This is a genomic window from Saccharibacter floricola DSM 15669 (assembly GCF_000378165.1).
Taxonomy (GTDB): Bacteria; Pseudomonadota; Alphaproteobacteria; order Acetobacterales; family Acetobacteraceae; genus Saccharibacter; species Saccharibacter floricola.
The window spans coordinates 1-25,475 of record NZ_KB899338.1; the positions used below are offsets into that span (position 1 = coordinate 1).

General features: G+C 52.9%; 33 protein-coding genes and 1 pseudogene. 6 read left to right on the forward strand and 28 right to left on the reverse strand.

What is annotated here, in order from left to right; genetic code table 11:
- The 9 genes and pseudogenes from F457_RS13270 to F457_RS0106435 all read right to left on the reverse strand — a co-directional run.
- Positions 1-952, reverse strand: a pseudogene (locus F457_RS13270) (hypothetical protein); the annotation flags it as partial.
- A 1-nt stretch (position 953) separates the two neighbouring features.
- Positions 954-1,637, reverse strand: coding sequence for a DUF2612 domain-containing protein (locus F457_RS0106400; protein ID WP_018980311.1), 684 nt, complete (start codon positions 1,635-1,637; stop codon positions 954-956).
- Complete coding sequence (locus F457_RS0106405) at positions 1,637-2,872, reverse strand: baseplate J/gp47 family protein (RefSeq protein WP_018980312.1); 1,236 nt, start codon at positions 2,870-2,872, stop codon at positions 1,637-1,639. The genes F457_RS0106400 and F457_RS0106405 overlap by 1 nt, the downstream gene beginning before the upstream one ends.
- Positions 2,859-3,212, reverse strand: a complete 354-nt coding sequence (locus F457_RS0106410) for a hypothetical protein (protein WP_018980313.1) — start codon at positions 3,210-3,212, stop codon at positions 2,859-2,861. Before F457_RS0106410 ends, F457_RS0106405 begins: the two co-directional genes overlap by 14 nt.
- An 11-nt stretch (positions 3,213-3,223) precedes the next feature.
- On the reverse strand, positions 3,224-3,454 hold the full coding sequence (locus F457_RS0106415) for a hypothetical protein (protein ID WP_018980314.1): 231 nt from the start codon (positions 3,452-3,454) through the stop codon (positions 3,224-3,226).
- Positions 3,455-3,499: 45 nt separating this feature from the next.
- Positions 3,500-3,835: a Gp138 family membrane-puncturing spike protein gene (locus F457_RS0106420; RefSeq protein ID WP_018980315.1), complete on the reverse strand. Its 336-nt coding sequence runs from the start codon at positions 3,833-3,835 to the stop codon at positions 3,500-3,502.
- Positions 3,836-3,837: 2 nt separating this feature from the next.
- On the reverse strand, positions 3,838-4,899 hold the full coding sequence (locus F457_RS0106425) for a baseplate hub protein (protein ID WP_018980316.1): 1,062 nt from the start codon (positions 4,897-4,899) through the stop codon (positions 3,838-3,840).
- Positions 4,880-5,185: a phage baseplate plug family protein gene (locus F457_RS0106430; RefSeq protein ID WP_018980317.1), complete on the reverse strand. Its 306-nt coding sequence runs from the start codon at positions 5,183-5,185 to the stop codon at positions 4,880-4,882. Before F457_RS0106430 ends, F457_RS0106425 begins: the two co-directional genes overlap by 20 nt.
- Complete coding sequence (locus tag F457_RS0106435) at positions 5,182-5,469, reverse strand: hypothetical protein (protein ID WP_018980318.1); 288 nt, start codon at positions 5,467-5,469, stop codon at positions 5,182-5,184. The genes F457_RS0106430 and F457_RS0106435 overlap by 4 nt, the downstream gene beginning before the upstream one ends.
- Positions 5,470-5,890: 421 nt before the next feature.
- Between F457_RS0106435 and F457_RS0106445 the strand changes: the two genes are divergently transcribed.
- Positions 5,891-6,682 carry a hypothetical protein gene (locus F457_RS0106445; RefSeq protein ID WP_018980320.1) on the forward strand — a complete coding sequence of 264 codons (792 nt, stop codon included), beginning with the start codon at positions 5,891-5,893 and terminating at the stop codon, positions 6,680-6,682.
- Positions 6,683-6,692: 10 nt separating this feature from the next.
- On the opposite strand, the gene F457_RS0106450 is transcribed toward F457_RS0106445, so the two are convergent.
- Positions 6,693-7,259 carry a phage baseplate protein gene (locus F457_RS0106450; protein ID WP_018980321.1) on the reverse strand — a complete coding sequence of 189 codons (567 nt, stop codon included), beginning with the start codon at positions 7,257-7,259 and terminating at the stop codon, positions 6,693-6,695.
- Positions 7,260-7,266: 7 nt separating this feature from the next.
- The gene (locus tag F457_RS14085) at positions 7,267-9,477 is read right to left on the reverse strand and encodes a lytic transglycosylase domain-containing protein (RefSeq protein ID WP_018980322.1); all 2,211 of its coding nucleotides are present in this window, start codon (positions 9,475-9,477) and stop codon (positions 7,267-7,269) included.
- Positions 9,478-9,682: 205 nt separating this feature from the next.
- Here F457_RS14085 and F457_RS0106460 point away from each other — a divergent pair, with 205 nt between their 5' ends.
- Complete coding sequence (locus F457_RS0106460; protein WP_026294253.1) at positions 9,683-10,180, forward strand: hypothetical protein; 498 nt, start codon at positions 9,683-9,685, stop codon at positions 10,178-10,180.
- Positions 10,181-10,624: 444 nt separating this feature from the next.
- On the opposite strand, the gene F457_RS0106465 is transcribed toward F457_RS0106460, so the two are convergent.
- Both F457_RS0106465 and F457_RS0106475 read right to left on the reverse strand, forming a co-directional pair.
- Positions 10,625-11,125 (reverse strand): hypothetical protein, encoded by a 501-nt coding sequence (locus tag F457_RS0106465; protein ID WP_018980324.1) that lies wholly within the window; start codon positions 11,123-11,125, stop codon positions 10,625-10,627.
- A 194-nt stretch (positions 11,126-11,319) separates the two neighbouring features.
- On the reverse strand, positions 11,320-11,982 hold the full coding sequence (locus F457_RS0106475) for a hypothetical protein (protein WP_018980325.1): 663 nt from the start codon (positions 11,980-11,982) through the stop codon (positions 11,320-11,322).
- A 157-nt stretch (positions 11,983-12,139) separates the two neighbouring features.
- Between F457_RS0106475 and F457_RS14275 the strand changes: the two genes are divergently transcribed.
- Positions 12,140-12,268, forward strand: a complete 129-nt coding sequence (locus F457_RS14275) for a hypothetical protein (RefSeq protein WP_264873645.1) — start codon at positions 12,140-12,142, stop codon at positions 12,266-12,268.
- Positions 12,269-12,430: 162 nt separating this feature from the next.
- On the forward strand, positions 12,431-12,643 hold the full coding sequence (locus F457_RS12385) for a helix-turn-helix domain-containing protein (protein WP_018980327.1): 213 nt from the start codon (positions 12,431-12,433) through the stop codon (positions 12,641-12,643).
- Between the two features lie 49 nt (positions 12,644-12,692).
- On the opposite strand, the gene F457_RS12390 is transcribed toward F457_RS12385, so the two are convergent.
- From F457_RS12390 to F457_RS14280, 6 genes are all read right to left on the reverse strand, one after another.
- Positions 12,693-13,016, reverse strand: coding sequence for a hypothetical protein (locus tag F457_RS12390; RefSeq protein ID WP_169584112.1), 324 nt, complete (start codon positions 13,014-13,016; stop codon positions 12,693-12,695).
- A gap of 183 nt (positions 13,017-13,199) precedes the next feature.
- On the reverse strand, positions 13,200-14,726 hold the full coding sequence (locus tag F457_RS0106500) for a DUF3383 family protein (RefSeq protein ID WP_018980330.1): 1,527 nt from the start codon (positions 14,724-14,726) through the stop codon (positions 13,200-13,202).
- Entirely contained in the window at positions 14,723-15,235 is a 513-nt protein-coding gene (locus tag F457_RS0106505; protein WP_018980331.1) for a phage neck terminator protein, read from the reverse strand. Before F457_RS0106505 ends, F457_RS0106500 begins: the two co-directional genes overlap by 4 nt.
- Positions 15,225-15,617 carry a hypothetical protein gene (locus F457_RS0106510; protein ID WP_018980332.1) on the reverse strand — a complete coding sequence of 131 codons (393 nt, stop codon included), beginning with the start codon at positions 15,615-15,617 and terminating at the stop codon, positions 15,225-15,227. Before F457_RS0106510 ends, F457_RS0106505 begins: the two co-directional genes overlap by 11 nt.
- 75 nt (positions 15,618-15,692) lie before the next feature.
- Complete coding sequence (locus F457_RS0106515; protein ID WP_018980333.1) at positions 15,693-15,908, reverse strand: helix-turn-helix domain-containing protein; 216 nt, start codon at positions 15,906-15,908, stop codon at positions 15,693-15,695.
- 173 nt (positions 15,909-16,081) lie between these two features.
- On the reverse strand, positions 16,082-16,210 hold the full coding sequence (locus F457_RS14280; RefSeq protein WP_018980334.1) for a hypothetical protein: 129 nt from the start codon (positions 16,208-16,210) through the stop codon (positions 16,082-16,084).
- Between the two features lie 89 nt (positions 16,211-16,299).
- On the opposite strand from F457_RS14280, the gene F457_RS0106525 reads away from it, so the two are divergent.
- Together F457_RS0106525 and F457_RS0106530 are read left to right on the forward strand one after the other, a co-directional pair.
- On the forward strand, positions 16,300-16,578 hold the full coding sequence (locus F457_RS0106525; RefSeq protein WP_018980335.1) for a HigA family addiction module antitoxin: 279 nt from the start codon (positions 16,300-16,302) through the stop codon (positions 16,576-16,578).
- Positions 16,571-16,885: a helix-turn-helix domain-containing protein gene (locus tag F457_RS0106530; protein ID WP_018980336.1), complete on the forward strand. Its 315-nt coding sequence runs from the start codon at positions 16,571-16,573 to the stop codon at positions 16,883-16,885. The genes F457_RS0106525 and F457_RS0106530 overlap by 8 nt, the downstream gene beginning before the upstream one ends.
- A 7-nt stretch (positions 16,886-16,892) precedes the next feature.
- Here the strand turns inward: F457_RS0106530 and F457_RS0106535 are convergent, their stop codons facing one another.
- From F457_RS0106535 to F457_RS0106575, 9 genes are all read right to left on the reverse strand, one after another.
- A complete protein-coding gene (locus F457_RS0106535; protein WP_156809376.1) occupies positions 16,893-17,474 on the reverse strand; it encodes a hypothetical protein in 582 nt (193 codons plus the stop codon).
- Positions 17,465-17,956 (reverse strand): DUF4054 domain-containing protein, encoded by a 492-nt coding sequence (locus F457_RS0106540; protein ID WP_018980338.1) that lies wholly within the window; start codon positions 17,954-17,956, stop codon positions 17,465-17,467. Before F457_RS0106540 ends, F457_RS0106535 begins: the two co-directional genes overlap by 10 nt.
- Positions 17,957-17,960: 4 nt before the next feature.
- Complete coding sequence (locus F457_RS0106545) at positions 17,961-18,464, reverse strand: hypothetical protein (RefSeq protein WP_156809377.1); 504 nt, start codon at positions 18,462-18,464, stop codon at positions 17,961-17,963.
- Between the two features lie 8 nt (positions 18,465-18,472).
- Positions 18,473-19,636 (reverse strand): hypothetical protein, encoded by a 1,164-nt coding sequence (locus F457_RS0106550; protein ID WP_018980340.1) that lies wholly within the window; start codon positions 19,634-19,636, stop codon positions 18,473-18,475.
- Between the two features lie 3 nt (positions 19,637-19,639).
- Positions 19,640-20,284: a structural cement protein Gp24 gene (locus F457_RS13280; RefSeq protein WP_018980341.1), complete on the reverse strand. Its 645-nt coding sequence runs from the start codon at positions 20,282-20,284 to the stop codon at positions 19,640-19,642.
- A gap of 15 nt (positions 20,285-20,299) precedes the next feature.
- Positions 20,300-22,009 carry a DUF2213 domain-containing protein gene (locus tag F457_RS0106560; protein WP_018980342.1) on the reverse strand — a complete coding sequence of 570 codons (1,710 nt, stop codon included), beginning with the start codon at positions 22,007-22,009 and terminating at the stop codon, positions 20,300-20,302.
- Entirely contained in the window at positions 22,010-22,996 is a 987-nt protein-coding gene (locus tag F457_RS13285; RefSeq protein WP_018980343.1) for a phage minor head protein, read from the reverse strand.
- 186 nt (positions 22,997-23,182) lie between these two features.
- The gene (locus F457_RS0106570) at positions 23,183-23,926 is read right to left on the reverse strand and encodes a hypothetical protein (RefSeq protein ID WP_018980344.1); all 744 of its coding nucleotides are present in this window, start codon (positions 23,924-23,926) and stop codon (positions 23,183-23,185) included.
- Complete coding sequence (locus tag F457_RS0106575; RefSeq protein WP_018980345.1) at positions 23,895-25,445, reverse strand: phage portal protein; 1,551 nt, start codon at positions 25,443-25,445, stop codon at positions 23,895-23,897. The genes F457_RS0106570 and F457_RS0106575 overlap by 32 nt, the downstream gene beginning before the upstream one ends.
- Positions 25,446-25,475: the final 30 nt, after the last annotated feature.

Consider the following 25,475-nt stretch of genomic DNA (forward strand, 5'->3'; position numbering starts at 1 on the left):
CACCGCCATGATCGACACAGACGGCCATGTTCCCATCTGTTCCTTCAATCATGGCCTTGGCTCGGTGCGTTCCCGCAATCAGGCCATAGGTGCCCGACACAGCTTGTGCCTCAGCCGCTTGAGCACGGTTTGTTTCGGCAGAAAGAGCGTCGGTGCTGGCAAGGAACCAGAGCTTGCTAGTGCTGTCTTTGATAACGGGAACCGTGCCGTTTTCTCCAATGCACAGCCCAACAACAGGCACATCGGAAGGCACATTGCCAGAGCCCAGCACATACGCCCCTTTAGGCTGCAACCCTGCCTCAACGGCCTCCGCCCGTTGGGTTTCGGCATCCACATAGGCCCGCGTTGCGAGCGACCAGATGACCTCATTACTATCTTTAATGACAGGAATAGTGCCCTGAAATCCGATACAGACCCCCAGAGCAGGCACATCTTCAGAGGCATTTTTAGAGCCAACAAGATACGGCCCCTTAGGTTGCAAGCCTGCTTCGGCTGCTTCTGCCCGCTGCGTTTCAGAAGCTAGTGCAGCCTTCAGAGTGTCTACCCCGTCCGTTAGAGATCCCCACGCGCTGCTTCCGCCTTGCGTTGGGTCAGCCGTATTGTCGTCTTGTGTGGAGACAAAGAGCCGAGACGGATTATTGGGATCGCAGACCAACGCCCCTTTGGGGTAGCCACCAATCTGCTGTGCATACGAGCCGTTGAACGGTCTGACCAAGCCCGCCTCAGCCGCGCGAACGGCTTGAGAGAGCATGTTGAGAATGCCGTTCATGTCCTCGCCATAAGGGGGGACGCCACCGGCGGCGATTGGCGTGAAGGTTTCTTTGGGGAAGCCTAGAGCCAGTGAGGCGCGGCCAATGGCGGTTTTGCTTGGAGGAATGGGGGTGAGCGTGCCGCTATCGGCCTGCGCTCCGAAGGGGGTAGGGAAGAGCGGGGAGCTATCGGTTTGTTTCATGTTATAAATGCACCTGCTGGTAAAGGATCGTGACGCCAGAGGGACGCGGGAGAGCGCCGCTTTGCTGGATGATCGTGGCGTCGAGTGGGGAGAGCGGCCAGCTATGGCAGATCGTCATGGTGCCGTTGGCATTGGCCAGCGACGTGGCGGCAAAGAAGATGCCGTTATTGAACGTCTGGGGCGTGTCGGCGCCTCTTTTGGCCTCCGAAAAGCCTAGATAATCGTTGGCTGGCGTGCCTTCGGAGAGGTAGATCATCCCTCGGTCGCCAAAGATCAGCATGAGAATACGGTTGATGTCGGCAATGGAGCCGCTGGAGATATTGGCGGCCGCTTTGGCCATGATGAGCCTGCGATACGCGTCATCGGCGAGAGCGAAGTTCTGCGTACTGGTGGGACCGTTATAAAAGAAGCCCTCATTGAAGGGGAGCGCCGTTCCGGTGCTGTCGTTCGCTTCGTCAAAGCCGAGATAGCGCGGTTGAGGTACTTTCTGAACGCGGCCCACACCCACGATGCGGCCCCACACATCCAGCCCCCAGCCTTTAGCGGTGTCGATGTTCCAGACGTCGTTGTAGAAGCGCTCGATAAGGGCGTGCGGATCGGCGGCTTGGTTGAAGGTGCTTATGAGCGATAGAAGGCGCGGGGAGTTGGCATATTGCGCCAAGATCGTGCTGCGGAGATTATCCATTACACAAGCTCCACGGTGATCGTGGCCGGGGTGACGGTCGGGAGCTGATTGATGGGTAGGCGTAGGCGCGTCTGGTTCGTTAGGCTGTCAGTGCTGAGGGTCAGAGAAAGAACCTCCGCCCAATCGCCTAGCGCATCGACCACCGCCGAGAGGCGGGACGCGTAGAGCGTTCCACCCATCCGCGCGCGGTATTTGCCCGCCGTGAGCACGCCCATAATGGCAGCCTGCACCTGCGCAACGACGTCAGATGGCACGCTGTCGGATTGTTCGAGCGTGACGGCGACGGTCACAGGCACGGGCTGCGGTCGGTCATAACGAAACGTGTAGGAGGGGCGATTGCCGTCATAAACCGGGTTCGTGTCCTGCACGGTGACGAGCCGGTCGCCCATCGTGGCAATGCCAGGGGGCTTCTTAGCAAGGATCGCCTGGCCAATCGCAGTCTCCGTCCCGCCTTCGACGAGCACGTAAAGTGCGTGGGGTTCCATCGGCACCCCGCTGATCGTCGTCGCGTTGCCGCTGGGATTATCCATCACGTAGGCGTCCGTCACGCCATCCAGTTCCAGCAAGGCGCCCATCAAAGACGCGTTTTGGCTGCGGCTATTGGCTGCGACAGAGTTCCGCCGCCGCGTCTCAAAGTCCGTTCGGGTTTCTTGATTGTTGCCGATGATACCCGCTTGAGGATTAGTGATTGAATCCCATCCGGCTATCTGCTGATAGAGCCCCGTTAAGGTACCAGCGGGGCAGTCAACTGGGCCTGTGACGGTGTTTTCAAATTGGATCGTGACCGTGCTGTCGCGCCCAATCGTTCCGGTCTCCTGGGCGGTGTAGCTGTTGCCGTTCGTGTCCTGCACCATCGTGCCGGCGGGGATCACAGTGCCCGGATAACCACGACATAGACCATTGACGACGGTTGCTGATCCGGCACGGCGTTCCATAAAGTAAATGCGCCCGATGGCATCTTGAAGAACACCGAAAGCGGTTTGTGGATCAATCCCAGCCATGAGCGCCATAAAGGCGGCGTGGACATCGGAGAGAATAGCCGTTTGCGATACAGCAAGCTGGCTTTGCGGTTTGGCGACCAACAAATTCCCGTCATCATCATAAAAAGAAAGCCGCCCATTTGTGGCGGCTTGTAGGTCAGCGATAACGCCTTGCAGGATGTCAGCAGAAGAGGGCGCTTGATAGCCCGTATCGGTCAGGGCCGGGGCTGGCACTTGAGTGCTAGAGGGTGACATGTAAGGTCTTACCTGTCTGGGTTGTGGCGTAAATCGTGCCCGTGAGGCGGCGTGTGTTGCGGTCATAGGACAGGAGCGTGTCGGCATCGACAACGCCCGCAACTTTCATCGCTGCTTCATTGAGGGTGGTTTGAATGAATGAGAGATTGGGGCCGCTTTGCTCGTTAAGAAGCGTATTGAGAGAAAGTCCACTGGTCGGGTCATACCAGCTCTCGCCTAGAATGAGCTTGATGCTGTTCCCGATGGTTTGAGCGACAGAGAGGTTCTCATTTGTAAGAGCTAAATCCCCCGTTTCAGTAATGGATAAGTCCCAGTCATCTGTCAGAAGAAGGTCGGCCATGAGGTTGTTCCTTAGTGCGGTGGTGAGGTTGTTGATCCCCCCGATTGCACGCCGCCGTGCGTGTGGTGATCCAGAGAGATACCGCCACCTGTCACGTCACCTGTTGCGGTCACAGAACCATTGACATGGAGGTCAGCATTGACGGTGACAGGCTGAGGACTGGTGAGCGTAATGCCGCTTCCAGGGGTAATCGTGATAACGTGCTTGGGGGCTTTGGCCGTCCAAAGCGTGCGGATATACACGGCATCTTCCCACGCATAGCAGCGCGCTGTTGGTGGAGTGCTAGACTATTGCGTGGCCTTGAGGCGCGATATATCCCGATAGGCACACACAGCGATGCCAATATCCCCCGGCTGCGGGTCGATCTGTAAAACACACTCCCCCGCTTGTTCGTAGCCATAGGGGATGTCGTGAAGGGGCGCGTGGGGGATGCCGCGTCCGTCAGTGGTGACTTGCTGGATCATAGGCGCGACGATGAGACGGTGTTTTTGGAGGTCAACAGACACAATCTGAACGGGAACAATGATCGTACCTTTCTGCCCTACAGTGCGTAGAATGTAATTCAGCCGCTCAACGTCGGAATGGGTCGTGTTTTGAGTGAAGAGACCAAAGAGAGAAGACATAGTCAGCCTATCCTTGCGCGCGCCTGGTCGAGATTGCCCAAATTGGCGAAATACGCCTCTATCTCAGACTCCCACGGCCCATCTGGCATTTCTGAAGAAAGGTGATGTGTCACGGCGCGGACGACATAATACCCCGTGCCATTGGGCAGCGTTTCGCTTTCAACCCGGATGACATCTCCAAAGGACAAAGACGGGCGATAACGTAGCTTGAAGACGATCCCGCAATTATTGAAGGACGGAACGCCAAGCAATCCAGTATGTTTGTTAATAACCTGCTTATCGCCTTCACTAGCAAGGCGGCGTTCGACATTAGGCCGGATGCTGAGGGTGCGTCCGTCGATAATATAGCTTGCAAAACCTTCTAGGGAGCATTTGTCGAGCTGGTCGGTATAGTTCCCTGTAAAGTATGGATTGACCAGCATGGTCTCAACGCCATGATTGACAAACCTCAAGTTGAGGTCTTTGGCGATCTTTTGAAAAACATCAGCGACCTTAACGGCTCCCTTGTAGGACATAACAGGAGCCGGGATAACCCTAATCGGGTCCATCGTGTTCGACTGGATAGCGAGAAACGGGTCGGGTAGAGACGACATATCCGCAACAGAATTGACCAGCCCACCTCGGTAAATCAGGGTGGCGATATCGTTTTTAGCCTGATCCCCATAGAGTTTCTGGCGGCGCTTGTTGATAGCCGTTGCAGGAGGGACATAGCCTTTAGCCGCGCGTTCAACGCTGTAAAGTCGGATTTCTACAGGGTAGTTGTTATCTCCGACCTGAAAGATCATGCCGTTATTGCCATACCCCGCAACAGCACGAAGAATGTCCTGTGGAGGGTTATAGACACAGATTTGACTTTCCACACCGCCTTGTTGCCCTGAACAGACGATCTGCGCTTCTGTGCGGAAACCTTCCATGAGGATCGTATCGCCCTCAAGCTCTGAGGGGACGCTGTTCCATTGGTGGTAGTCTACCTTCTTTGTGCCGGGTGGAATATAAAGTTCCACCGCTAGACGGCGTTTTTGGAAGTTGGGGCGTCCCCGAACGTTACGATGTTCTTCCGTCATAGATAAGTTCCCAACGCGTCCCTAAGCCTGCTAGCTCAGGGTCTGCGTTTCCTTGTGTGTCGTGAAAGTAAAGATCGCCCGGTAAGGCTGTTCCAACGCGTCGGATAATCGGCGTGTCGTTTAGGCAAAGACGACCAGAGCACAGCGTGTTTTCATTGAGCATGACGCTCATAAAGAGGCCGTATTGAGGCTGCCAATCGAGATCAATCGTGCAGGATTGGCCGCTCAATGTGGCAGTCACTGTCTGCGGGGCTGCGGCAGAAAGTGGGATCGTATAAAGGCTCATAACTGAGACATTTTGGTAAAAGTGATTGTACGGATTTGAGCCTCTGGGGCAGGTGGGTCGTGCGTTATCCCGTCAGCACGGAGAAGGGCCTTGCCTTCCCACACACCAACCCAGACGAACTTAATAAAACCTACTGTTTCTTGAAGGTTCGATAGAGGGACAAAGACAGGTTGTGTTAGGTCGTAATTGGGCGAGGAAAGCAATAGCATCATGACCGTGCCGTGGGCGCTGGTATCAACCCAGACGCGATCTATGGGCGTAAACTGTGCGAAATCGTTAGGCATGGTAGGACTTCCTACGGACATAAAAAAGCCGCCCCGATGTGGAGCGGCCTGTTGAGGAATATAAAACTTTTGTGCAGAAGATCATAAATCAGGGCCAAAATGGGTAAGGTGCCACACTGATTTTTCTCCGGTTTCGTTTTCTTCTTTTTTCCTCTCAATGTCAGAAGAGACACTTTGTATGTAAGACATGGAGGAGGCCATACAATCCGTGATTGCTTTTGGCCCTTTTTTACCGTGGATAAGCTTAAAGAAACTGGAGATTACTTCTTTGAAGGATCTATCATGCTTTGAGATGGCATCCCTCCTTTCGAGGTCGTGTGATGACATAAATAGACATTTTTAGCGTCTTCCTCCAACCTCCTCCCACTTGCGAAAACTCCCATCTCCGGTATGGAGGGGAGAGCATGACAGGGGGAATATTGTGAAACGGCCTTTTACTCTTCTTCTCGCCTCGGGTTTTTCTGGCGTTGCTTACGCATCGGATGCCCCTGTTGATGATGTCTGGACGCAGAGAAGCCAAGTCAGAACGGAAATGGAGTTTCAGGCGGCGGGGTTTGACCCTGTCTCTGCCCATTGGGGGGCATGGGCTTTCTTTCATCAACCGTCCTCGCAATGCGCTATCTTAGATGGCTTTGTGAAGATGAATGTGGAGGGGAAAGGACTTCCCGGCGCAACAGATAACCGTGTGATGATCGTTCAAGACAGGCTATGCACCCCAGCAGCCCTACGGCGATCAGCCCAAGCCCATAGACCGGCTAATGATTACGAAAAGGCGTTCATCCGCCAGCAATGGGGGGTGACGTGGGACAAATCACAGAAAGCGATTAAGGACGAAAAGCAGGCAGAGGAAGACAAGAAAAAGGGGCCTGTTGCTCTTCTGCCGCCGCCTCCCTCCGTCTTATATACTATGAAATATCCCAATTCGCCTTGCTTGATAGTGAAAATGGAATATCCAGAGGAAGAGGAAGCGGCCTCGCTGGAGGGTGAAGTCGATGCTAGGTGCCACTTTGTGAAAAAAGAAGATCATATGTGGTACGCTGAGAACTGTTCTTTTTCTTCGAAAAACAAAAACTTCAAGGCATCAGCAAAAGACTACATGCAACGCGTTTGCTGGGCCGATGAAAATCGTCCATCCTTTGTTGATGTACAGAACGGAACCGGGGATGGCGTCCTTCACCTTGATTATAGCCTAGAAAGTTCTGATTTTCGCTAGCTTCCAATTCCTACTTCCTAGGAATTGGCTCTACATGGCCCATATTTTGTTTCTCCGCAAAGGTTCCGTCTTTGTGTTGGATGACTTTTTTCCCGGTGGAGCGTACTTCTTGAAGCGTTAGATTGACGATCAAGAGGTCGCAGCCAGAGCGGGCCTCTCTCTTATAATCATACCCCACCAATGTGACGGTTGAAGATGTGTGACCAGGCTGTTTTAGAAAAAGAATTGAAGCGTTCTCGAGCTGTGTCTCAAGTTTTCCAAGCACTTTCCCTTGATTGCCTGCCGTGCGAAGAGGATCACGCATGAAAACGAGATTGAGAGTCCAGCTTTCAGGCTTCCGAACTTTATTGTAACTCTGGAATCCCCCGTCTTCGAGCGGTGTTTGGGCGGCATTAGCAGAGGCTGTCATGCCTATCCCCGTAATACGAGCTTGCGGAAAAAGGGACTTTAGAGCACCTGTATCCTTATCCTTAAAATACAGCCCCCATTCATAGCCGAGAGCTTTATCCAGAAAGCCACGTCCAACATTAAGGCCGGTCGCCAATGCGCCGCCTTCTAAATTGCCTAAAAGTCCCATAGAAACCTCACAGTTGATTGCTGTTCCATGAGGTGGGATGCCCCATAGACGTTGATGCGACGCGTTGCATCTGTTGCTGGAATTGTTGCGGATTGTTGGCCCTGACGGTCACGTTCTGGATCGTCATCGCGACCTCTGACCGGTTGTGATGATGAGCGATATGCGGCCTAGAGGTGGCCATTTCCGCGCCCATCATGGGCCTTTGCACGAGGTGGTTAGTGCGAAGATTGTTCTCAGCACGCGGGATATAGTCTTTGGTTTCTTTCCTAAGATGGTCTTTCCAAGAGGCCCCATACTTCTTCACAACGTGGTTAACGTTCCCTAGGCCCCAATTATAGGCAGCAAGCGCTTTCTCAAGGTCGTTATGATAGTATTTGAGCAGGTCGAGAAGCATATGCTGCCCACCTTGCCATGCTTGCTGTGGGTCGTAAGGGTCTTTCACGCCATACTGTCTCGCCGTTGCAGGCATGAACTGCATGAGCCCCTCAGCGCCTTTACCGCTGCGAGCGAGAGGATTGCCTCCACTTTCAGTCATCGCAACCGCACCCGTGAGGCGGTCTATGTCGTTAGGGTCGAAAGAAACAGGCTGGGAGTTAGGAGGGGCCTGAGAGGGAGCCTGCATGGTTGGTGAGGGAAGGGAGATACTTTCTTGAGGTTGCCTAGGCGTGTTTGCGGGTTGAGCGTTCTGGTCAGGCAGAGGCTGAGGTGAAGGCGTCTTAGGAGCGCTTTGCGCATCTGGTTGTTTAGCTATAGGCGGCGACTGAAGAGGGGCCTTGGTTTTCTGCGGCCTCTCTTGATCACGAGACGAAGAGGGGCCGCTAGCTTGCTGATTGGGAACTTTCTGATTGTTTTTAGGTGTTGTTGGAGATGGGGTTGAGGTGAGAGGCGTTGTTTTGTTGTGTGGTGTAGGTGGTGAAGTGCCTAGAGACGCATGGTCTTTTTCTTGCTGGACAAGGCGGCGTTCCTCATCTTCATTTAAACCCCAGTTACTCGTGCTTCCTGTACGCTTCCTGTAATGCGCCGCGAGTTCATCATATTCTTTAAAAGGGGATTGATCATTCGGAGTATCCCCACTTAGGGCAAGTAAAGGGGCTAAGTCGGCCAATAGTCCTAAGCTTCCAGCCCTTAAAACCCCTATAATTTTGAAGACAGGCGTCAGCGCCATAAAAGCAGCGGAAAGTCCTGTTAATCCAGCAGCAAGAAGGGCTGCGTCTTTCACCATGTCAGGGTTCTTCTGCGCGATTTCATCGAGGTTTACAACAAGCCCTGAAAGTTCGTGGACGAAAGGGTTCAGGTCTCGTGAGATTGTGCGGCGGAGATGGCGTGTTAGGGATTCAAGATTGCCAATTTCAGCAGACGTTTTGAGGTCTTCTGCCTCGTTCATGTCCTGCGTGTTCTCGTAGCCCTTTGCGTTAGACTCACGGAACTTCTTTGTATCCAGAGCGAAGGCCGTATAGCCGCCCGAGGTCAGTCCAGATTTTTCAAGACGATAGGCAATATCAGCATTTGTTAACCCGTAATGACGCATCGAGCCGATAGCATATTGCACAGCATCTGCGTGATTTTTAATATTTGCAAAGGTAGTGAGATTAACACCGCGAAGTAAATTTTTGTAAAGCTCGTGCAACTCACCATCATTACGCATCTTTTCCCGCGTATTAGCCCAAACAGAAATAGAGCTGCGGGCTTCCTCTTTCGTGGCCATGCCAGAGATTGAAGCGCCTTCTTCTTCAGCGACATTTTGACGGTAGTTTGTGCCCGTTCTGGTTGCAAAGGTGCTTTCATCCGCACCCTCCTGAGCTGTGCTCTTAACGGCGTTATAAGCTCCTGCGATACCAGCCCCGCCAATGGTAATGGAAGCAATCGACAGGAGGCTATCACGTAAATTGCTAAGGGCGACCCCACGCTCTTTAAGCATCCGCATCTCGTCACGATGCCGCGCTTGGGCTTGCTTCTGAGCAAGGGCTTGCCGCCTTTGTGTCGCCCTATTGGCCTGGGCATCTTGCTTGTCCATCTCACGCAAGGCTTTAGCAACCTCTTTAGGCGAGGCGGAGAGGGACTTAGCGAGCGCTTCTACCGTCTTGTCCCCTTCACGCGAGGCATGAATGAAAGACGCAAGAAGCTTCTCGATCTCGTCCTGAACTTCAGCCGATCCGCCCAGAAAGAGCGAGGGGTCAAGGCCAATGCTCAGACCGGCAATGTTTGTCTCTTCCGGCATAATATTCTCACAGTGAAGGGGGTGGCGGAGTATAAAAAAGCCGCCCGGTGTGGAGCGGCTTCTGGTGGGTCTATGGGGAAAATTGGACCATTTTATATAATGACGCTCAGCATGTTGTTCCCATAAGCAACATCTGTAAGGTCATGAGAATCGTCTATTTTCTAGAAAAGAAAAGTGTAAGGATAAATCTTTTGGAGAGGCTATTATGTCGTCTGATACAAATCTAGTTACCCGCGAGAGGTGGATGAATATTTTGCGCGTTCTCAACGAGCGGCAAGGGGCTTTAGTGTATGGTGATGAGATAACTGACCTAATGCCTCGTGATATTCTTTGTATTAATCTGGAATATTTGCATGAACACGGCCTTGTTGAGGCTCGTATTAGCAGGAGTCTAAGTGGGCAATGGTCTTTCGGCGGCGCACTAATAAAACCTTCAGGCATTGATTATTTATCAGAAGACGGCGGATTAACGTCAGAGCTTAATGTCGTGACCGTTAAAATTAACGCCGAGACTATTAAGGGAATGATTGAAGAGTATATTGATGCTTCATCTGCCGATAAAACGGTTAAGGCGAAGCTGAAAAGTGCTTTGCGTTCTCTTCCTGCCGATGGGTTGAAATCATTAACATCTGGCCTTGTTCACATGGGTTTGAGCAACTCTCCGGGATTGATCCATTGGCTCGAAACAATGCTTCCCCGTTAATAATACCAACACAGACAAACTGGATAAAACCTGCGTTGTCGGCAATGCTGCTTATCGGCACGATGATCGGCTTTTCCAGATCTACCGGGGGTTCAGGAATGGACATCATCAAAACGGTTCCGCAATGTGTAATGTCAGCCCATATATGGGATGTCTTTGCGTAGAGAGTATCTTGTTTGGTGTTAGTCATGGGTATTCTCCATAAAAAAAGCCGCCCGGTTGAGGGCGGCATAATGGCGGTTTTGTGGGGTTGTTGACTCTGAATGAGGGGTACGCTCTGCTTTTCTGTGAAAGGATTATTCAATGAGCGATGAAAAGAACGCGCCTTCAGAAAATGTGCAAGCTTTAGCAGATTCCCTCTTGAGGGCGGGAACAGTTGACCCACGCAACAATCCAAAGCCTCGTATTATTAAAGCTATGGCGATGGATAGTATGCCCGAAGAATTAAGAACCCCAAGCTATGATACTCGCAATGGGGGGAATAAGAACGAGTAAGACCCATGTGATTTGAAGCAATAGCCTGTCTTTACAAAGCTTTCGCGCATTGAAAGATACGGTTGCTTCAATAAATTGCGTAAAACGTCTGATATGGTCTTGTTTGGTTAATGGCATTGGGTTGACCTTCATAACCGCGTTGAAAGCCTCCGCATTAACAGCTTTTGTTCTAAGGGCAGTGGGGTAGAGACCGGCAATACAAAAACACGCGACAACCGTATAGCCGATGCCAATCAAGAGGCAAGCGCGTGCATGATGCGTGCCAGAAAATGCAGCCGTATAAAAAGCTGTGCACAAAGTGATAGTGAGGGTAAGAACCGAGCTTAATCGTCCTTTGAGCCGTTCGTGAGCAGACATCACTTCCTTATAGGCCTCTTCAGCAGAGGCATATTGTGTTTCAATGAGCCAAAGTTGAAGCTCACTGGGCTTATTATTTTCGGAGGTCGTCACGTCTTATGTCCTCTATTTGATGGAACGCAAAGGCTCTTAAGGCCACCTTCATCATTTCACCGTTGTTTGCTTTTGCGCTGCTTTATAAGCACGGCGCTCGTTTTCAGCCTGCACGCTGGCAATTTCCAGCATGTCGTAGAGGTCTTTCACGCCATAAACCGTCTGGAGTTCGGCCAGTGTCGCGAGTTTGGCGGTTATGCACGCGCTGATGGTGCGGGGGATGTTGCGGGTTCCTGCCCAGTCATGTGGGCGGCTAGTACCATCCGCTCGGCAATCGACCGGGCGGCGGGTGTAAAAAAATCCGCATGCAGTCCAAAGGCTTTAGCGCGGAGCTGGGTAATGGTGCGGGCGTCCATTAACGTGGCGCGGGCATAGTCAGAAACTCGGCCATCTTCATAGACAGGCTGCCACTGGCCGTCCTCATCCTTTAGCTCACAACAAGCCATCAAGGGCACTAGAGCGGTGTTCTGCTCGCTGGGGGAGAGCTGAAGAAAGATACGCAAGCCCAGCAAGGCCGCGAGGTTCATAGGGGAGTCTTCGCGTTTATCAACGGTCTTGAGCTTGGCCTCTTCCGCTCGTTCACGCTTGACGTTCTCCACGACTTCCGCCGTGCGCTTGGAGGTGCTTTCTTTGGGAACCTGCACAGGCTCCGGCTCTTCGTCCAAAAAGCTCTCTCGTAAAGCAGAGGCCATCATTGAAAGCAACGGAGAGTCGGGGCCAGAGATGGAGCGAGCCACCAAGCCAAGGGCTTCTCGTGCCCATTCTTCGCAGGAGAAGGCATCCATCTCGGTGATTTTGAACATGCGGCCTTTATCCCGCCCAGAGCGGGGAGACCAGAGAAGGGGGCGTCGTGTCATAATGGGAGCTTTCGTTGAGGTATAATGGCGACTTTGTGGGAAGAAAAGGGGCTTAACAATTCAGATGACGTGCCAAAAAACTCTTGCTTAATTACGCAAAATGCGTAACAAGAAAGGGGTCGAGGTAATGCAACCCGACATGCAAAGGAGAATATCCATGGCAAACAATTCCGAAAAACGTGCCCGATACATGTATCTCATGACGATTGTGCAGACTGTCTGTACGGTTTTCATGGCGATTATTGCTGCGGGAACGTTAATCGGTCGTTTTCTCAGTCATCATTGAGGAGACGGGGTGGAGGGGGAACCCTTCACCCACCATGTAAGGAGAATGAGATGTTTAAATTCTTTGATTCAGGTAGGAATCTTGTCGTTCTTTTTAGTATCACAGCCGTTATAGCGCTCATTGGTGGAATTTATATTGGATACACATGGTAGGAAGAGTGTCATGACACCAACACGAATGCGAGAATGTCTAGCGCTTATGCACTGGACACAACGCGGTTTTGCGCGGGTCGTTGGATGTAGTGAAGGCACAGTGCGACAATGGGCACGCGGGCGTCTGGACGTTCCTGCCCCGATTGCACAATGGCTTGAACAAACGGCGCATTACATGGAAGAAAACCCAGCTCCTGCACGTACTCCGGTGCAGACTTCTTAAAAATCCGTCCTTCGTGAAGAAAGCGTGATCCTCACCACTCTCTGCTCTTTTAAACAATCGGCATTGGCGTGCAAGACGAGAAGACGAAGCCGTATTTAAGCGGGGCCTGTGTCTTGCCGTGGTCGGGCATGGGCTTTGTGCGAACGAACGCGCCATCTGAGAGCACGTATTTCATGCCTTGCGCGACATTGGTCAGGGTAGCGCTGATCAACAGCGTTTCCTGGCCGCGATTTTGAGCAGCGGCAAGTCCAGTGAGTATCTTCGCCATTGGAGAGTCTGCCATAAGCTGAAGGTCCATCGTGGCGGTTTCGCCGCTGGCAAGCCATCCGACGGCTAGCGGCGAAACCGCCATCAATGGGCTTGAAGGTTTCAACCATTTCTTGCTCATTGACGTTGAACATCATGTCCGCTGAGAAGCGTTCCACTTCGATGGGAGCGGCGATAGCGCTCGCAATGGGAGCCAGGGCCGTGTTGAGGCTGGCAAGACCAGACGAGGCGCGCCAATCGCCAATATTCAGCACAAGTGTGCTGTTTGCTGAGGTGACGGAGTGAGACATTACTGAACCTCAATCGAATTAAGAGAAATGCGCTGGACAGAACCGCCTTGTGTGTAAAGGACGGTAACGGGAACAGTCTGGCGCTTGCCACGTATGGCGGGGTCGGCCTTTTCCATCGCCACAAGCGTGACATATCCCGCCGTTTGCAAGGCTTGCAGCGTATTGGAACCAAACTCAGAACTTAGGGTGAGCTGCTCATCTTCGGAGAGCACAACGCCTTGGGTGATCAATCCGAAATTGAGGGCGTCCTGAATGGCCGGTAACAGCACTGCTTCAATCATGGTATCGCCAGCGCGTGTGTAAGGGATGGATTGTGGTGCCCGCAGACGCACAGAGAGCAGGTGCTGCATCCGGCGGTTAAACCAAATCTGTCCCATATAAGCATCGGCCCAGGCAAAATCACCAGAAACAAAGCCTGCTTGAAGCTGCGTAAGATCGGTATCATCAGGGCCCGTATAATCCCCGACATAATTGATGCCTTTAGCCTCTAATGCTTCAGCGATAGCACGATCGGTCACGGTGGCGATGAGGCCAGACGAGGTGCGACCCGCAAAGGGAAGCATGCCGTTCTTTTGCGTGAAATCGACGGACGCATAAATAGAAGAGACAAAAGCCGGTGTTAGCGGGTCGTTATTGAGACCAAAAATGCCGCTATATTGAGCTGCCGTCACCCCGTCATAGGCTGTTGTGGCTTGGTTCAGTGCCGAGGCCGTCATGCCGTCGAGCACGCTGTCATGGAGAATACCCATGCAACTGCTATTTTGGCTGTTGATCCAAGCCGCGAAATCTTTGTAGCGTTCTTTCGGGTCAAACGCACAGAAGAAGCTCGCCCATGTCGGGTTATACGCTCGGATCAAATCCATGACAGCTCCAACAGAGGGGAGCGGCAAGGCAGGCGTCACCACACCGCCCTTAGCAGGGGAGAGTCCTAACGCATCGGCAACCGTTCCGGCTGCGGAAGTGATGCTGCTCGGCGGTGGTGAAGACGCGCCCTCTTCCAATGGCTGGGACGGTGCGGTGATAACGAAGTTCGACAGCCCCACATTCCACGCAACAGCCCCACCGCCAGACGGGAAGAGGTCTGTGCTCAAACTATGCGCGGCATCAGAGAAAGACTGACAAGCGGACAAATCCACCGGGGCATTAAGAGCCGCACCGTTGACAGACAAGGAAAGCGTCCCCTTGACCTGCTGAAGAGCATGGAGCGTCATTCCTGCCAATGACCCGCCCCAAAGAGAGGCTTGGATGGGCGCTGTAAGGTCTGATGGGAAATGAGCCATCGTCAGCACAGCAGGGCGGCTTGTTGCCCCTGTATACGCGCCAAAATAGAGCGCGGCTTGCTGATATTCGAGCGTATTCTTACCCAATAACGTGCCGACATCATCAGCGTTACTAAAGGAGAGGGTGCGGCCAAAGGGCAGATTAGGGCTCTGTGAGAGCATAAGGCCGTAGAGATTGTTTTGCCCAGCCCCCGTCTGGACGACAGAGGGATGCACAGAGACGAGGGCGGAGAGTGGGATACTCATAAAAGGTCTTTCGTAGAAATGGGGCCGGGGTAAATGGCGGTGTCTTCAGCGTAGGTAACGCGCTGGTTGGCTTGTAAGATGAGATCAACCGTCCAGCGCTCTTCGTAATCCTGAGCTTCGTTGATGAACTGCACGTGCTGGCGTTGCTGCGCATAAAGCGGGGTTAAGGCAGGGACGTTGTGGCGGAACCAGTCGCAGGCGTAGCTGTCACGCCAAAGGGCGGTGATGATGGCCATGCGATCCGCTCCGCCTTGGCCATAGCAATCAACCTGCACGGTGCTTTGTGTGGCTTGCTCTACGGTAACGTGCCCATCGACAGAGCGCATGCGGCTATTGGTGGCGATGCGATGAGACAAGCCGGGATTGATCATGACAAAGGGCGGCTTGGGTATCTCCACGTCATTTTCTTGAGCGAAAATCACCGGAATATCTGCGGGTATGAGGGAGCGTAGATAGCGGAAGACAGCGCGTTGCACGTCTTGCTGCGTGCCGCTGGTGCTAGTCTGCATGTTGGTCTCCTGCCTGTCGCAAGGTCACGATGACCTTTCCCCAGCCATTGAGAGGCCAGTTTTCGGGAACGGAAATGACCTTCCATGTTTGGCCTGCGATGATGAAGAGATCGCCGCCTTTCATAGCGAGCCGTCGTGCGCCCATTGCTTGTCCGTTGAGATAAACGGCGCGGCTATAGGCTTGCTGATTGAGGCCTTCAATATGGTGTAAGTCACGTGAGGTGAGGGCTTGCACCTGCCCAGTGATGGCGGTCTCTTGCCAATTCGACGAGCGTTCCCCCGTCTCCATGTTCTGGGTTGTGCCCATATTCTGACGCCAGATCACAGGGGTGTTGGGGCTAATGCGAGACGTTGCGGCATTTGCGAGAGAGCGGAGGTTCATGAATGGGCCTATGGGGCATAAAAAAACCCTCCCGGTTGAGGGGAGGGTTCTCTAAGAGATTTAGTGTAAAAAGGGTTACTGTTTATCGGCATGTTGGTGGCGTTCTGGTGGTCTGTGAGACTCCATAAAAGACGCACATGACTCAAGCCATTGAGCGACGTCAAAGGGAATACTGACAGCGCCACGTGCCCATTGCCTCACAGTGCCTTCACCGCGCCCAATAATGCGGGCGAAGCCTCGCTGTGACCAATGGAACACATCAAGACATTCACGGAAACGTGTCGGTGTCATGAGAGTCTCCTTATGTAGCTAGAACTTTTATCAGGCCGTATAAAAAACTGAGGAGGGCGACAAGGCCAACCATCCACCACAGGCGGCTGGGCCGTTCAAGAAACCAGTTCATGCTGCATCCTTTGCCGCAAGAGAGTTAAGGGTATGAGGGGAAGAAATTCCCCTCATACCGCTTAGTGATGAGATTTTATCCATGAGGCAAGCCACACCCCAACGTCCTTTGCTGTTTCAGAAACAGTGCAGAGCGTTTGAATAACAACAAGCCAAAAGATGATCTCATCACGCTTAGGGGATTTGCTCATAAGCAACCTCCTTTTATGTTGGGCTTCATTGCCTCAACAGGTCTTTTATACGCAATTTGTGTATATTGTTCAATAATAAGAGACACGCGATGAGAACACTAGGATATGTCACTCCAGGCGATGTATTGCGGGAAGAATTCTTGGAACCGCTGGCCATAAGCGGCCGCCAGCTTGCTCGTGACATTGGCGTCGCGCCAAACCTCATTTCTCAGCTTCTCAAGGGAGAACGCTCTGTGACGGCAGAAACGGCGTTATTGCTGGCAAAGCATTTTGAGACGAGCCCTGAGTTTTGGCTTAACTTACAGAACAGTCATGACCTCGAAAAAGCGCGTTCTTTAATCGCTTTTTACGGAGGGCATCATGAGTGAAGCTGGTGAAAGCATTATGCGGGGGCTTGAAGAAGCTCTGGATATGGCCAAAGGGAATGATGTCGGCGCCGTGACCCATCGCGTGCGTGTTCCTCGTGTTGATGTAACGCGTATTCGTGCAAAAACGGGCCTTTCTCAGGCAGAGTTTTCGCGAACCATTGGGGTGGCAAAAGGCACTCTTGTTAACTGGGAACAAGGGCGCCGCACGCCAACAGGCCCAGCAATGGTTTTGCTTGCTATGCTCAACAAAAACCCCTCTCTTGTGAGCCAGATACTCTCCTCTGATCGACAAGGTCAGCCAGTATAACTAACCTTCACGAAGAGCCACCCTTCCCCGGTATGCCCGGTCGTAGGAAGTAAGTGATACTTCTGAGCATATAGCCGCTATCTTGGAGCGGCTTGGCGGGCATACCCATCTTTAACGCATCGGCACTATACGGGTTCTTTTCGAGCCGTTTGCGGATTGTATAGGGTGAGAGCTCTGGTGCTGTTACAGCGCTGATGGAGGCTTTCAGATCGGCTTTCATCGTCAGACCGGCGCGAAGGAGGATTTTCTCACCCGTCAGGCTTTTATCCGTGACAGCCTCTTTCACCCCTTGAGCCAAGATATAATCCCATTTCGCTTCATGCTGGGCGATGCAGGGGCGCAAGAACGGACGCGCGGGGATGCGCACCGTGCTTTTGCCTTTCATATCCGGCGGGGCCGGGACAATGCCGCCATATTCCTGCAAGAGCGCGATAGGGGCCACATATTTTCCATCTGGATAGCGGCAATTCTGATCCCACCCTACTGTTAAGGTCGCTTCTTTGGGGAATTGCTCTCTGAGCTGCTGGAGTTGCTTCTTGAGCTTTTCAAGGCCATTCACATCCATCCCAAATCCTGATTTTACGGCCATAAGTAAGCATCCCAAGCAAGACCAACGGTTTCATAGAGCGGGCCGTGAAGGTAACGCTGGATGATCTGCCATGCCATCGCGCCAAATTGGTTCTGCATGAGGAACTTTTCGGTTCCGCTAGCGTTGCCGGATTGGAGCGACTGAATCCCCACCCCGACAGACCCTTCATGAGCCGAGGTGAGGGAGCCCACCATTCCCGGCTCTAAGGTGCCGCCTGTCCGACCTTCCCCCGCGCTTGGCGTTGCTGTCACAGCATTTTGCACCAGCACGAGATAAAAAGCCGTCAGGTCATACAGCACCTCTTGACGGTCATCCATATCCGAAATGATGGACGCAGGTGTATTATCCACAAAGCGCTCAGCACGGCGGAAGTTTATCGCGACCTGCTCATTACTCACGACGCCTTTAAACGCCGGGAAGGCCGCATAGAAAGCATTACTCTCTAACGCGACACTCCCAGCTATCGGAGTCTGTTGAGGCATCGTCTTACCTGTTCATCGCTTCCAAAATCGCCATCGTGTCAGCGTCGCTCGTGTTGGGAGCACGGTTTTCTTCCGCTCGTTTTTGGGCTTCCTCAGAGGCACTTTCGCGATCATTGGGCAGGCGGCGGTCATGCGTGCGCAGTCCCTCCAACTCACGTCCAATGCTTTTACCGTCACGTTTTTTCTGAACCCTGCGGATCACACCGTTAACCAGTAAAGGATGGGACGCATGAAGGGTTTTAAGAGCTTCCCAGTCTTGATCAGCAATTTCTGTGAGCATGATGGCATCGGGGGCGGCTTCCCCATGATCACGTACAGCAATGCGACGCTTCCCGTCCGTATTTTTCACGACATGCTTAACGGTCATGGACGTGCCGCGAATAATGATCTGTCGCGTGCGCCCATGATCAATCCGCGGGGGTTGTGTGGAATGTGGGTCAAAGAGAAGAGGAGGAGAGATGTCAAAGATGACATCGTGAAAGGCTTTGCTGACAACGAAGGCCATCATCGTTTCCTTTATGGTTGTGTAGGCGCAGTAAGGCCCGTCATTTTTGCAATGAGGAAGGGGCGCACCCCGAAGAAGCCAGCCGTTTGGGCATACACCTTCTGACTGTAATGGGTGGAGTGGGTTTCAATCCGGCCTTCTTGATATTTGAGCTGATGGCCGCAATAGCAGGTCTTCACACCCTGATAGTCTTCAATAATGATCGCAAGAGTAGCGCCACGCACGGGGTCATCAAGCTCAGGCAGGGCGACAATCTCCCACATACCTTGACCAAAGAGCGTGTCATATTGCTTGGCCATATCGAACTGATATTCGTTCGTCGTGCCAATAATATCATTCTGTAGGCTTGTGCCGATCAGGAGTTTCTTTTTCAGCTTGCGCGACTGTGAAATATCAATCATGCCGCCCGCTTGCTGGAGCAGTTGATTGTAAGTGCGACGCACATCCTCAAATTTCTGATAGCCGTTCTTGTCCGTCCACAGCGTGATTGTCCCACCGTTGCCTTGTGTTGTCGCATCTTTCCAGACGGCCGGCGTAATGGCGGGGGGAAGGTTAGGGTCAGTGAGGAAACCATAGGTTGATTGCCCCGAGAGACCATAGAGAGCAGCCTCATTGAGAAACTTAGCCATTGAGAGAGCGGCTGATTTGCGCTTGTCTTGGATGAGATTAAGGCGAGATCGTCCTGCCATGTCCGTCTCAAGGTCGCCATAGACAATGCCAGTCATTTCACGGCGTGTCTCTCTCTGATCGTAATCATAGTTGACGTCTGAGAGAGGCGCGGGTGCAAAGTCATCATAAGCACCGCGTCTACTGACCTGCTCGGCATTGGGCCACGCAATCACGCGGTCGGTGGACGACCCAATAATGCGTTCCCCAAAAGCACGCCCGGCATTCATCGCGCCGTAAATGACATCGACGGTTTCGGGTGAGACAAATTGAAGGGTAGAGAGCAGCCAGCCATTGTTGTTAGCCGTGGAGAGGCTTCCATCAGGGGGCAATGTTGGGGCAGCGGTTGTGGCCGCATCCCCAATTTTAGCGCGGGCTCCGATAAGGTGGATAGGCGCGTTCTGGGGAGCCCCAACAGGCGTTGCGTTAAAATGCACGCCCGTTTTAGCGAACACATCCAGCGCGTGCCCGCTGTCATAGACTTTCTGAAGATTAGGATTAAGAGACATGGTTTAAGACTTTTTAGACGTAGAGGGGGAGGCTTTGGTATCCGCAGTATCGGCCTGCGTTGCGGAGGGAGACGCTGCTTCTGTCGTGGCCGGCTGTGAGGCTACGCTTGGTGTCGCTACATTTGGCTGCGGAGGGGAGGCCGCGTTATTGGGCTGCACAGCGACCGTGCCGTAGCCGGAAATACTGACAAGAGCTCCAACCTGAGCAGAGGCCGTAAAGGTAAAGTTTGTCGGCACGGCATTGGCTGTTGCGCTGGCACAGACAGCCCCATTGGCCGGATCGACATAAACGCGGCTTTGAGCTGTAACGGGGGCTGTTCCCCCAACGACAGCGTAGAAATCCCCACCATTATAGAGTGTGGCTTCTTGCCCAGGCAGCAGCCCATCCACTGAGCGGGCAAGCCATGTCGTAATCACACCTGTTCGTGTTTTGTGAAGGAAGCCAAGCGGGCTGCCTGTGCCAGAATTGAGCAAAGCACGCCCATTTGGATCAGCAGGGTCTGGCCAGGCAAAAGCCCCTACAGCGAGGCCATTTTTCCCCGCGCAAAAACCACCATTAGGAGCTGTAACGACATTGAGAGGATTGAGATTTACGCGCTGCCCCGGTGTACCGATCGGCTGGAGCAGTGAAACTGTTTTTTGTGCCATGATAAATGTCTTTCTTTAGCCGAGAAGCTCACGGGCGAGGGTCTGAACATTTGCCGTGTTTTGTGCGTTTTCAGCACTGTCGCCTAAATGTGCGGAACCCTGCTGGCGTTGTGCGGCGAAGGATCGGAATGTGCTTTGTAAGGCCTCTTCTGGGAGGATATCCGCCCCTTGATAGCCAAGGTTAGCAAGGCCAACGCGGTAGAGATCAGCCGCGCTATCGCCTGTTTTACAGCCGTGTAGTCGCCCAGTTTCTTTTTCCACATCGTCGCGGGCTTCGTCCGCTTGCTTGCGTTTTTTCTCGTCTTCTTCCCGTTCGGCTTTGCGCTGCTCTTCGACCTCGCGGCGAATCTCTTCTTTGCGCTTCTGCTCGTCTTCATCCTTCGTTTTGGATGTGTCTTTGCTGGGTTTGCCTTCAGAAGCGGGAATGCTGCGGGCTCGCTTCACAATCTCTTGCGCATTTTCTTTTGGGAGGTTGCGGCTTTTCTCTAAGTGAAGCGCTACAGCCTCTGGGTGCATTCCTTTATCGAGCAGGTCTTTTGCTTCGAGACGCGCCGCTTTCATGCGCTTTTCTTTGTCATCTTCCTTCCTCTCCTGCTCTTGACTGGTGTCTTCATCATGATGCCAACCGCCGCGCCCATGACCGCCACCAGAAATGGTATTCGTGGATGTCCCACCAAAGAGATCATTTTGCGTATGTTTATATCCGGGCGCATCCCCTGTTTTTCCATGAGCTTCATCCTGCGTCATAGCGCGTTTAGCCGCGTCCGTTAGGCCCATATGCTCAAGGCATTCGCGCACGTTAGTCGGGTCTTTATCGCCCATACGGCGCAACACATCCCGTGCTATACGCTCTTCTTCTGCATGGTTCTTTTTAGCGTCTTCATCCGCCATAGCGGTGTCCTTTTTCGTGAAAATTTGGGTGAGAACATGTGATAGGCGCTCTAGGCTATTGAGCGTTTTCTCATTCACAGCGTTCGGTGAGGACGTGGAAGAGGTGGGAGCCTCATCCTTTGTCGTGTTCTCTTTGGATGTTGGATTGGGGCCGTTCTTGGCTTCTTTGGTGTTCAACTCTGCGAGGGCTTCTGTAATCTTCGCACGCACTTCATCAGCGGGTGTATCAGGGCAGGTCTGGCAGAGAACTTGTATGGCAGCTTGGAAGTCCATCATGTCTCCAGTATCAGCAATTTTCGCAAGGGGGCCTGAATTCCCCTCATGATTGACGCGCCCAACGGTCACGAGTGCGACATGCTCAGGGATGATTTTCGTCATTTTCCCGTCATAGGGACGTCCGTCGGGGGTTGTTCCAGGGGGCATTGTGATCTTTGACCCATACCCAAGGGAAAGCTGTTCTTTCTTTTTGGACTCAATGTCGCGGATGGCTGGGCCGTTCCAAATGGTAACGTTGATAAGAGCAGCATCCCCTTGCATCTCAGGCTGGTCACCTGTGGCGCCGACCAGCTTATCCTGAGCGAGATTGTCGGCGGTTTCAAAATGGTGACCGTCCAGAATACGCAGGCTCCTCATCGCCGGTAGAGCCGCTTTAATCACGTCAGGAGGCCGATAGATGCGATAGATTTTGTGAGGGTCTAATCCTGGAACGGATAAATCTTTGCCGAGATACTCATCAACACCGGCTTTCGTGATGACAGATTTCCCGGCATGCAGGGCGTTAATGGCATCTTTCCAGCGCGAACTCGGGGCCGCGTCGGCTATGTTACTAAGCATCTAATCAAATCCTAGTATATGTATGGAAAACCAGCATTTACAGCCGATTTTCTCGCCCGGTTGAATGTGTTCGCCATCAATGCAACACCCTTCGGAAAGGCGGAAACGTGTCCCGTGGGCTGCCACATGGCTCATGCGCGGGTGGGTTTCTCCCCCTGCGACATGCCACCACTGGGCTTCAACATCTGTCCCCCACGCTGCGAGGGCTTGAGCGACATTAAGGCGGGCCGTGATGGCGCGGTTTTGATCGCGGGCAATAAAAGCGGCGCGTTTGCGTGTGACCCCATAATGATGGCGCAATGACTGCACCAACTCATCAAGGGGCCACCCATTGGTGAGGGCCGTATAAACGTCCTGAACCACGCGATTGTGAAACTGCTGTGGGATAGAGCGAATAAGGGCGACATTCTGCTCAACCGCCGCTTCTTGGATCGTTTTGAGACGTTCTTTCCCCTCGCTGGTGCGGTCAGAGGGCAATGATGGTAAGGGGCCGGGACGGTCATTGCGCCATCCGACCCATCCTTCTTCATGCCGTCGCCCAACATTGCGCAATGCTTGCGTGGCCGTATGTTCTTGCAACGCGTCGATGGCTTCCTGTTCTTCCTGTTCCGTTGGAGACGGGCCAAGAGAAGGGAGGGAGGTTTCAGATGGGGCTTGATAAACGGGTACGTCGAGCTCTTCATGATAGCGTGACAAACGAGCCACGGCGGCATAGCGCCTCAAGACGCGCCGTACAGCATGGGACTGACGACCGACGACAGCGTCAACAAAATCAGACGCCATCCCGTGGCTTTGCGTGTCAAAAAAATGCTGCCATTTCCCAGCCAGCCGTTCCAGCACTTGGCGTGCCGCTGTTACTGTTGGCGGTTCGGAGCTATCAGCAAGGGATGTTGCCCGTTCCTTCTCTTGATCAAGGAAATAATGCGCAGGATAAAGCGGCATGAAAGGCGCTTCATAGGCGCGATCATTATCAGATGCGTGTGTCATCGTTCGTTCCCTCAAGGGGGCTTAATAAGCTTGACGATTGGGAAGATCGGGGGATAGGATTAAAGATGTAGCGGGTGAATTATCCTGTAATCTCTCACCTCGGCTCGTTTGTTAGGTGTATGCTGACTCAACCTTTGGGATAAGGCCGTGTATCGCCCATAAGAGGAGTTTGGAAACCTCTGCCCGCTACCGTATGGTTCCCATTTTTTCTTCTGTTGGATAGGCTGTGGTGACGCGGTAATGATCGCCTACAGGCGTTAGATGAAGCGCCTCTATCATGTGCTCAACTGATTCTTTCGTGATGACAAGGTTGCGGCTGCGATGGCGTGGGCTCTCTATATCTTGCGTATGATGTGTCACGATGTAATGAGCGAATTCTAGCGCATGCTTAAAGCCTAGCTCTCTAATCTGGCGTCCATGTCTAAACTCAATATGCCGACGTCCCCAGCCTTTCCCACTAGGATGCGTCGTTTTTTGTCGCCCTTCGCTAAAGATAATAGGAATGCGCGCATGAGAAATATCTGGATGAGGGATTTCTCCCAACACGACAGGGCGGTTTAGTTCGGCTTCTTGGCGGGTATCATGCCCTCCTGGCCCCATATTCCACGCAGCAACCCCATAAGGCCCACGTTGTTTGCCTTCTGCTTCCAAGCGATCCAGAAGGGCGGCATATGTCTTTTGTAATCCCACAAAGGACGCGCCGCCTTGTGCAACCCACCGACCATGTTCATCTCGTGGCTGGTTGGGGGCTTCATCGCCAACGAGGCCAAGGCCATTCTGCTGATAGAGCTGCCTAATCTCACGCACATAATCGCGCCCCATGAGCGCAATGGCACGGTGCATAGACCGTCTATAAGCCTCCGCAATGCCGGCATTAGGGCGCGGGAAGGGCGTGCCTTTAGGGGTTTTCTTCCTCACCGCCAAGGTCATGGCTATCTTCCTCTTCAATCCCTAAAGAAAGCCGGTTCCCCGAACGGAGAAGAGCGCGGCGTGCATCTTCAGCAGAGAGTATCCCCTGATCGACCGCATCAGAGAGCCCGCGGGCATATTGCAGATCCATATCGGCTTTCTCACGGGGTGGGGGCTCGCTAATTGGGTCCCACACCCATTTAACGGCGCCCAGCTCAATCAATCTCTTTCCCCAGAGATGGAACTGTAAAATGTCGCTTATGCGCTGGATGATCGGCTCAAGATGGAGGGTTCGATAGGACTTTTTACGGTCATCAGAAAGACGCAACGCCCCATCGCTGGAGGCGTTAAGCCCTGTCGGTTGATTGCCTGTAAACTCCATCACCGTCATCTGCGTGATGTTACAAATCTGCTCTAACGCCTGAGCTTGCAGACGGTCGAGCCCAGAAAGGGGCGTGGTGATGTTGGTGAGGGTTTCATCCTTCCCAATCATCATCAGGCCCATATTATTCCGAGCCGCATTAAACTCTCGTGCACGCTTCTTCATGCGCATGCGTCCCTCTGCGCTCAGCACTTGGTCAAAATTGGTTGTGAGTGCCATAGTCCGCATGGTCGAAAGCAGTGCGGTCACATTGTCACGCGTCTTGAGCCAGTTATCGACATAAGGCTTGGCCATGAACAGCAATGAAACACCAGAGAAATTGTAAGCTGGCTTATAGATGTCAGTCACAGGGCGTGTGATCAGCGTCATGCACCGGCTGGCATGGTAGGAGGTTCCTTGAACCCACCACGCCTGTGGTTTGTAATACCAAGGCGAGGCCGCACTCTGTGTGTTATACGCATCAGGACTGATCCATGTGGGATCAATGGCACGGAAGCCCTTGACGTTTCCTTTCCCCATTTTGTGGGGTGTGAGGGTGAGCGGTGTTTCCGTTTCCCCGTCGGGGCCGTCATCGCCACGCATCGTGACAAGACCGAACCCCATCCCATAAATGGTCTCGTGACTGACGAGGTCGCGCAGGAAAGACAGAACGTTAAACTCTTTTAGAGCGGCGTTCAGTTCATCAACCTGTTTTTTATCAACCTTGCTATCAAGCGTGTCATGAGGCTGCCATTCCCCAAATGACCGCAGAACACCGTCCACTTTAGCGGTGAGAATATTCTGATAATCCCCTCGCTTCGCGAGTGCTGACAGGGCAGGGAATCCGGGAAAACCGACACCTTGATGTAAAAACTCTCCACCTTGTGCAAAGCCATCCATTCCGATCGGCATTTGAGGCATGTTGGAAACCGTCATGCGGGGCGCTTCATCGCCAATTTTCCCAGCACGCGGGCCGCGTCTGTAGGTGCCAATCACGCCTTTTTCAGGTTGGTAAGGCTTTAAAAGCTCCTCACTTGAAGGGGCGGTGCTTTGGTCTTCCTGAACCATCTCATCGGCAAGAGACTGAGCAAAGCTAAAAACCTTCTTTTGAAAGTCAGGCGCTAAATGCTCAAAATCCGACATAGGCGGAAGAGGGAGGCCATTCACGTAAGGAGGCATAAAAGAAACCTATGGAAAGAAAATCGTTCA

Excerpts from the sequence above, each read along its gene's own strand:
- F457_RS0106400 (WP_018980311.1), bottom strand. The coding sequence starts at position 1,637 with ATGGATAATCTCCGCAGCACGATCTTGGCGCAATATGCCAACTCCCCG.
- F457_RS0106405 (WP_018980312.1), bottom strand. The coding sequence starts at position 2,872 with ATGTCACCCTCTAGCACTCAAGTGCCAGCCCCGGCCCTGACCGATACG.
- F457_RS0106410 (WP_018980313.1), bottom strand. The coding sequence starts at position 3,212 with ATGGCCGACCTTCTTCTGACAGATGACTGGGACTTATCCATTACTGAA.
- F457_RS0106420 (WP_018980315.1), bottom strand. The coding sequence starts at position 3,835 with ATGTCTTCTCTCTTTGGTCTCTTCACTCAAAACACGACCCATTCCGAC.
- F457_RS0106425 (WP_018980316.1), bottom strand. The coding sequence starts at position 4,899 with ATGACGGAAGAACATCGTAACGTTCGGGGACGCCCCAACTTCCAAAAA.
- F457_RS0106430 (WP_018980317.1), bottom strand. The coding sequence starts at position 5,185 with ATGAGCCTTTATACGATCCCACTTTCTGCCGCAGCCCCGCAGACAGTG.
- F457_RS0106435 (WP_018980318.1), bottom strand. The coding sequence starts at position 5,469 with ATGCCTAACGATTTCGCACAGTTTACGCCCATAGATCGCGTCTGGGTT.
- F457_RS0106450 (WP_018980321.1), bottom strand. The coding sequence starts at position 7,259 with ATGGGACTTTTAGGCAATTTAGAAGGCGGCGCATTGGCGACCGGCCTT.
- F457_RS14085 (WP_018980322.1), bottom strand. The coding sequence starts at position 9,477 with ATGCCGGAAGAGACAAACATTGCCGGTCTGAGCATTGGCCTTGACCCC.
- F457_RS0106460 (WP_026294253.1), top strand. The coding sequence starts at position 9,683 with ATGTCGTCTGATACAAATCTAGTTACCCGCGAGAGGTGGATGAATATT.
- F457_RS0106475 (WP_018980325.1), bottom strand. The coding sequence starts at position 11,982 with ATGACACGACGCCCCCTTCTCTGGTCTCCCCGCTCTGGGCGGGATAAA.
- F457_RS14275 (WP_264873645.1), top strand. The coding sequence starts at position 12,140 with ATGGCAAACAATTCCGAAAAACGTGCCCGATACATGTATCTCATGACG.
- F457_RS12385 (WP_018980327.1), top strand. The coding sequence starts at position 12,431 with ATGACACCAACACGAATGCGAGAATGTCTAGCGCTTATGCACTGGACA.
- F457_RS0106500 (WP_018980330.1), bottom strand. The coding sequence starts at position 14,726 with ATGAGTATCCCACTCTCCGCCCTCGTCTCTGTGCATCCCTCTGTCGTC.
- F457_RS0106505 (WP_018980331.1), bottom strand. The coding sequence starts at position 15,235 with ATGCAGACTAGCACCAGCGGCACGCAGCAAGACGTGCAACGCGCTGTC.
- F457_RS0106510 (WP_018980332.1), bottom strand. The coding sequence starts at position 15,617 with ATGAACCTCCGCTCTCTCGCAAATGCCGCAACGTCTCGCATTAGCCCC.
- F457_RS0106515 (WP_018980333.1), bottom strand. The coding sequence starts at position 15,908 with ATGACACCGACACGTTTCCGTGAATGTCTTGATGTGTTCCATTGGTCA.
- F457_RS14280 (WP_018980334.1), bottom strand. The coding sequence starts at position 16,210 with ATGAGCAAATCCCCTAAGCGTGATGAGATCATCTTTTGGCTTGTTGTT.
- F457_RS0106525 (WP_018980335.1), top strand. The coding sequence starts at position 16,300 with ATGAGAACACTAGGATATGTCACTCCAGGCGATGTATTGCGGGAAGAA.
- F457_RS0106530 (WP_018980336.1), top strand. The coding sequence starts at position 16,571 with ATGAGTGAAGCTGGTGAAAGCATTATGCGGGGGCTTGAAGAAGCTCTG.
- F457_RS0106535 (WP_156809376.1), bottom strand. The coding sequence starts at position 17,474 with ATGGCCGTAAAATCAGGATTTGGGATGGATGTGAATGGCCTTGAAAAG.
- F457_RS0106540 (WP_018980338.1), bottom strand. The coding sequence starts at position 17,956 with ATGCCTCAACAGACTCCGATAGCTGGGAGTGTCGCGTTAGAGAGTAAT.
- F457_RS0106545 (WP_156809377.1), bottom strand. The coding sequence starts at position 18,464 with ATGATGGCCTTCGTTGTCAGCAAAGCCTTTCACGATGTCATCTTTGAC.
- F457_RS0106550 (WP_018980340.1), bottom strand. The coding sequence starts at position 19,636 with ATGTCTCTTAATCCTAATCTTCAGAAAGTCTATGACAGCGGGCACGCG.
- F457_RS13280 (WP_018980341.1), bottom strand. The coding sequence starts at position 20,284 with ATGGCACAAAAAACAGTTTCACTGCTCCAGCCGATCGGTACACCGGGG.
- F457_RS0106560 (WP_018980342.1), bottom strand. The coding sequence starts at position 22,009 with ATGCTTAGTAACATAGCCGACGCGGCCCCGAGTTCGCGCTGGAAAGAT.
- F457_RS13285 (WP_018980343.1), bottom strand. The coding sequence starts at position 22,996 with ATGACACACGCATCTGATAATGATCGCGCCTATGAAGCGCCTTTCATG.
- F457_RS0106570 (WP_018980344.1), bottom strand. The coding sequence starts at position 23,926 with ATGACCTTGGCGGTGAGGAAGAAAACCCCTAAAGGCACGCCCTTCCCG.
- F457_RS0106575 (WP_018980345.1), bottom strand. The coding sequence starts at position 25,445 with ATGCCTCCTTACGTGAATGGCCTCCCTCTTCCGCCTATGTCGGATTTT.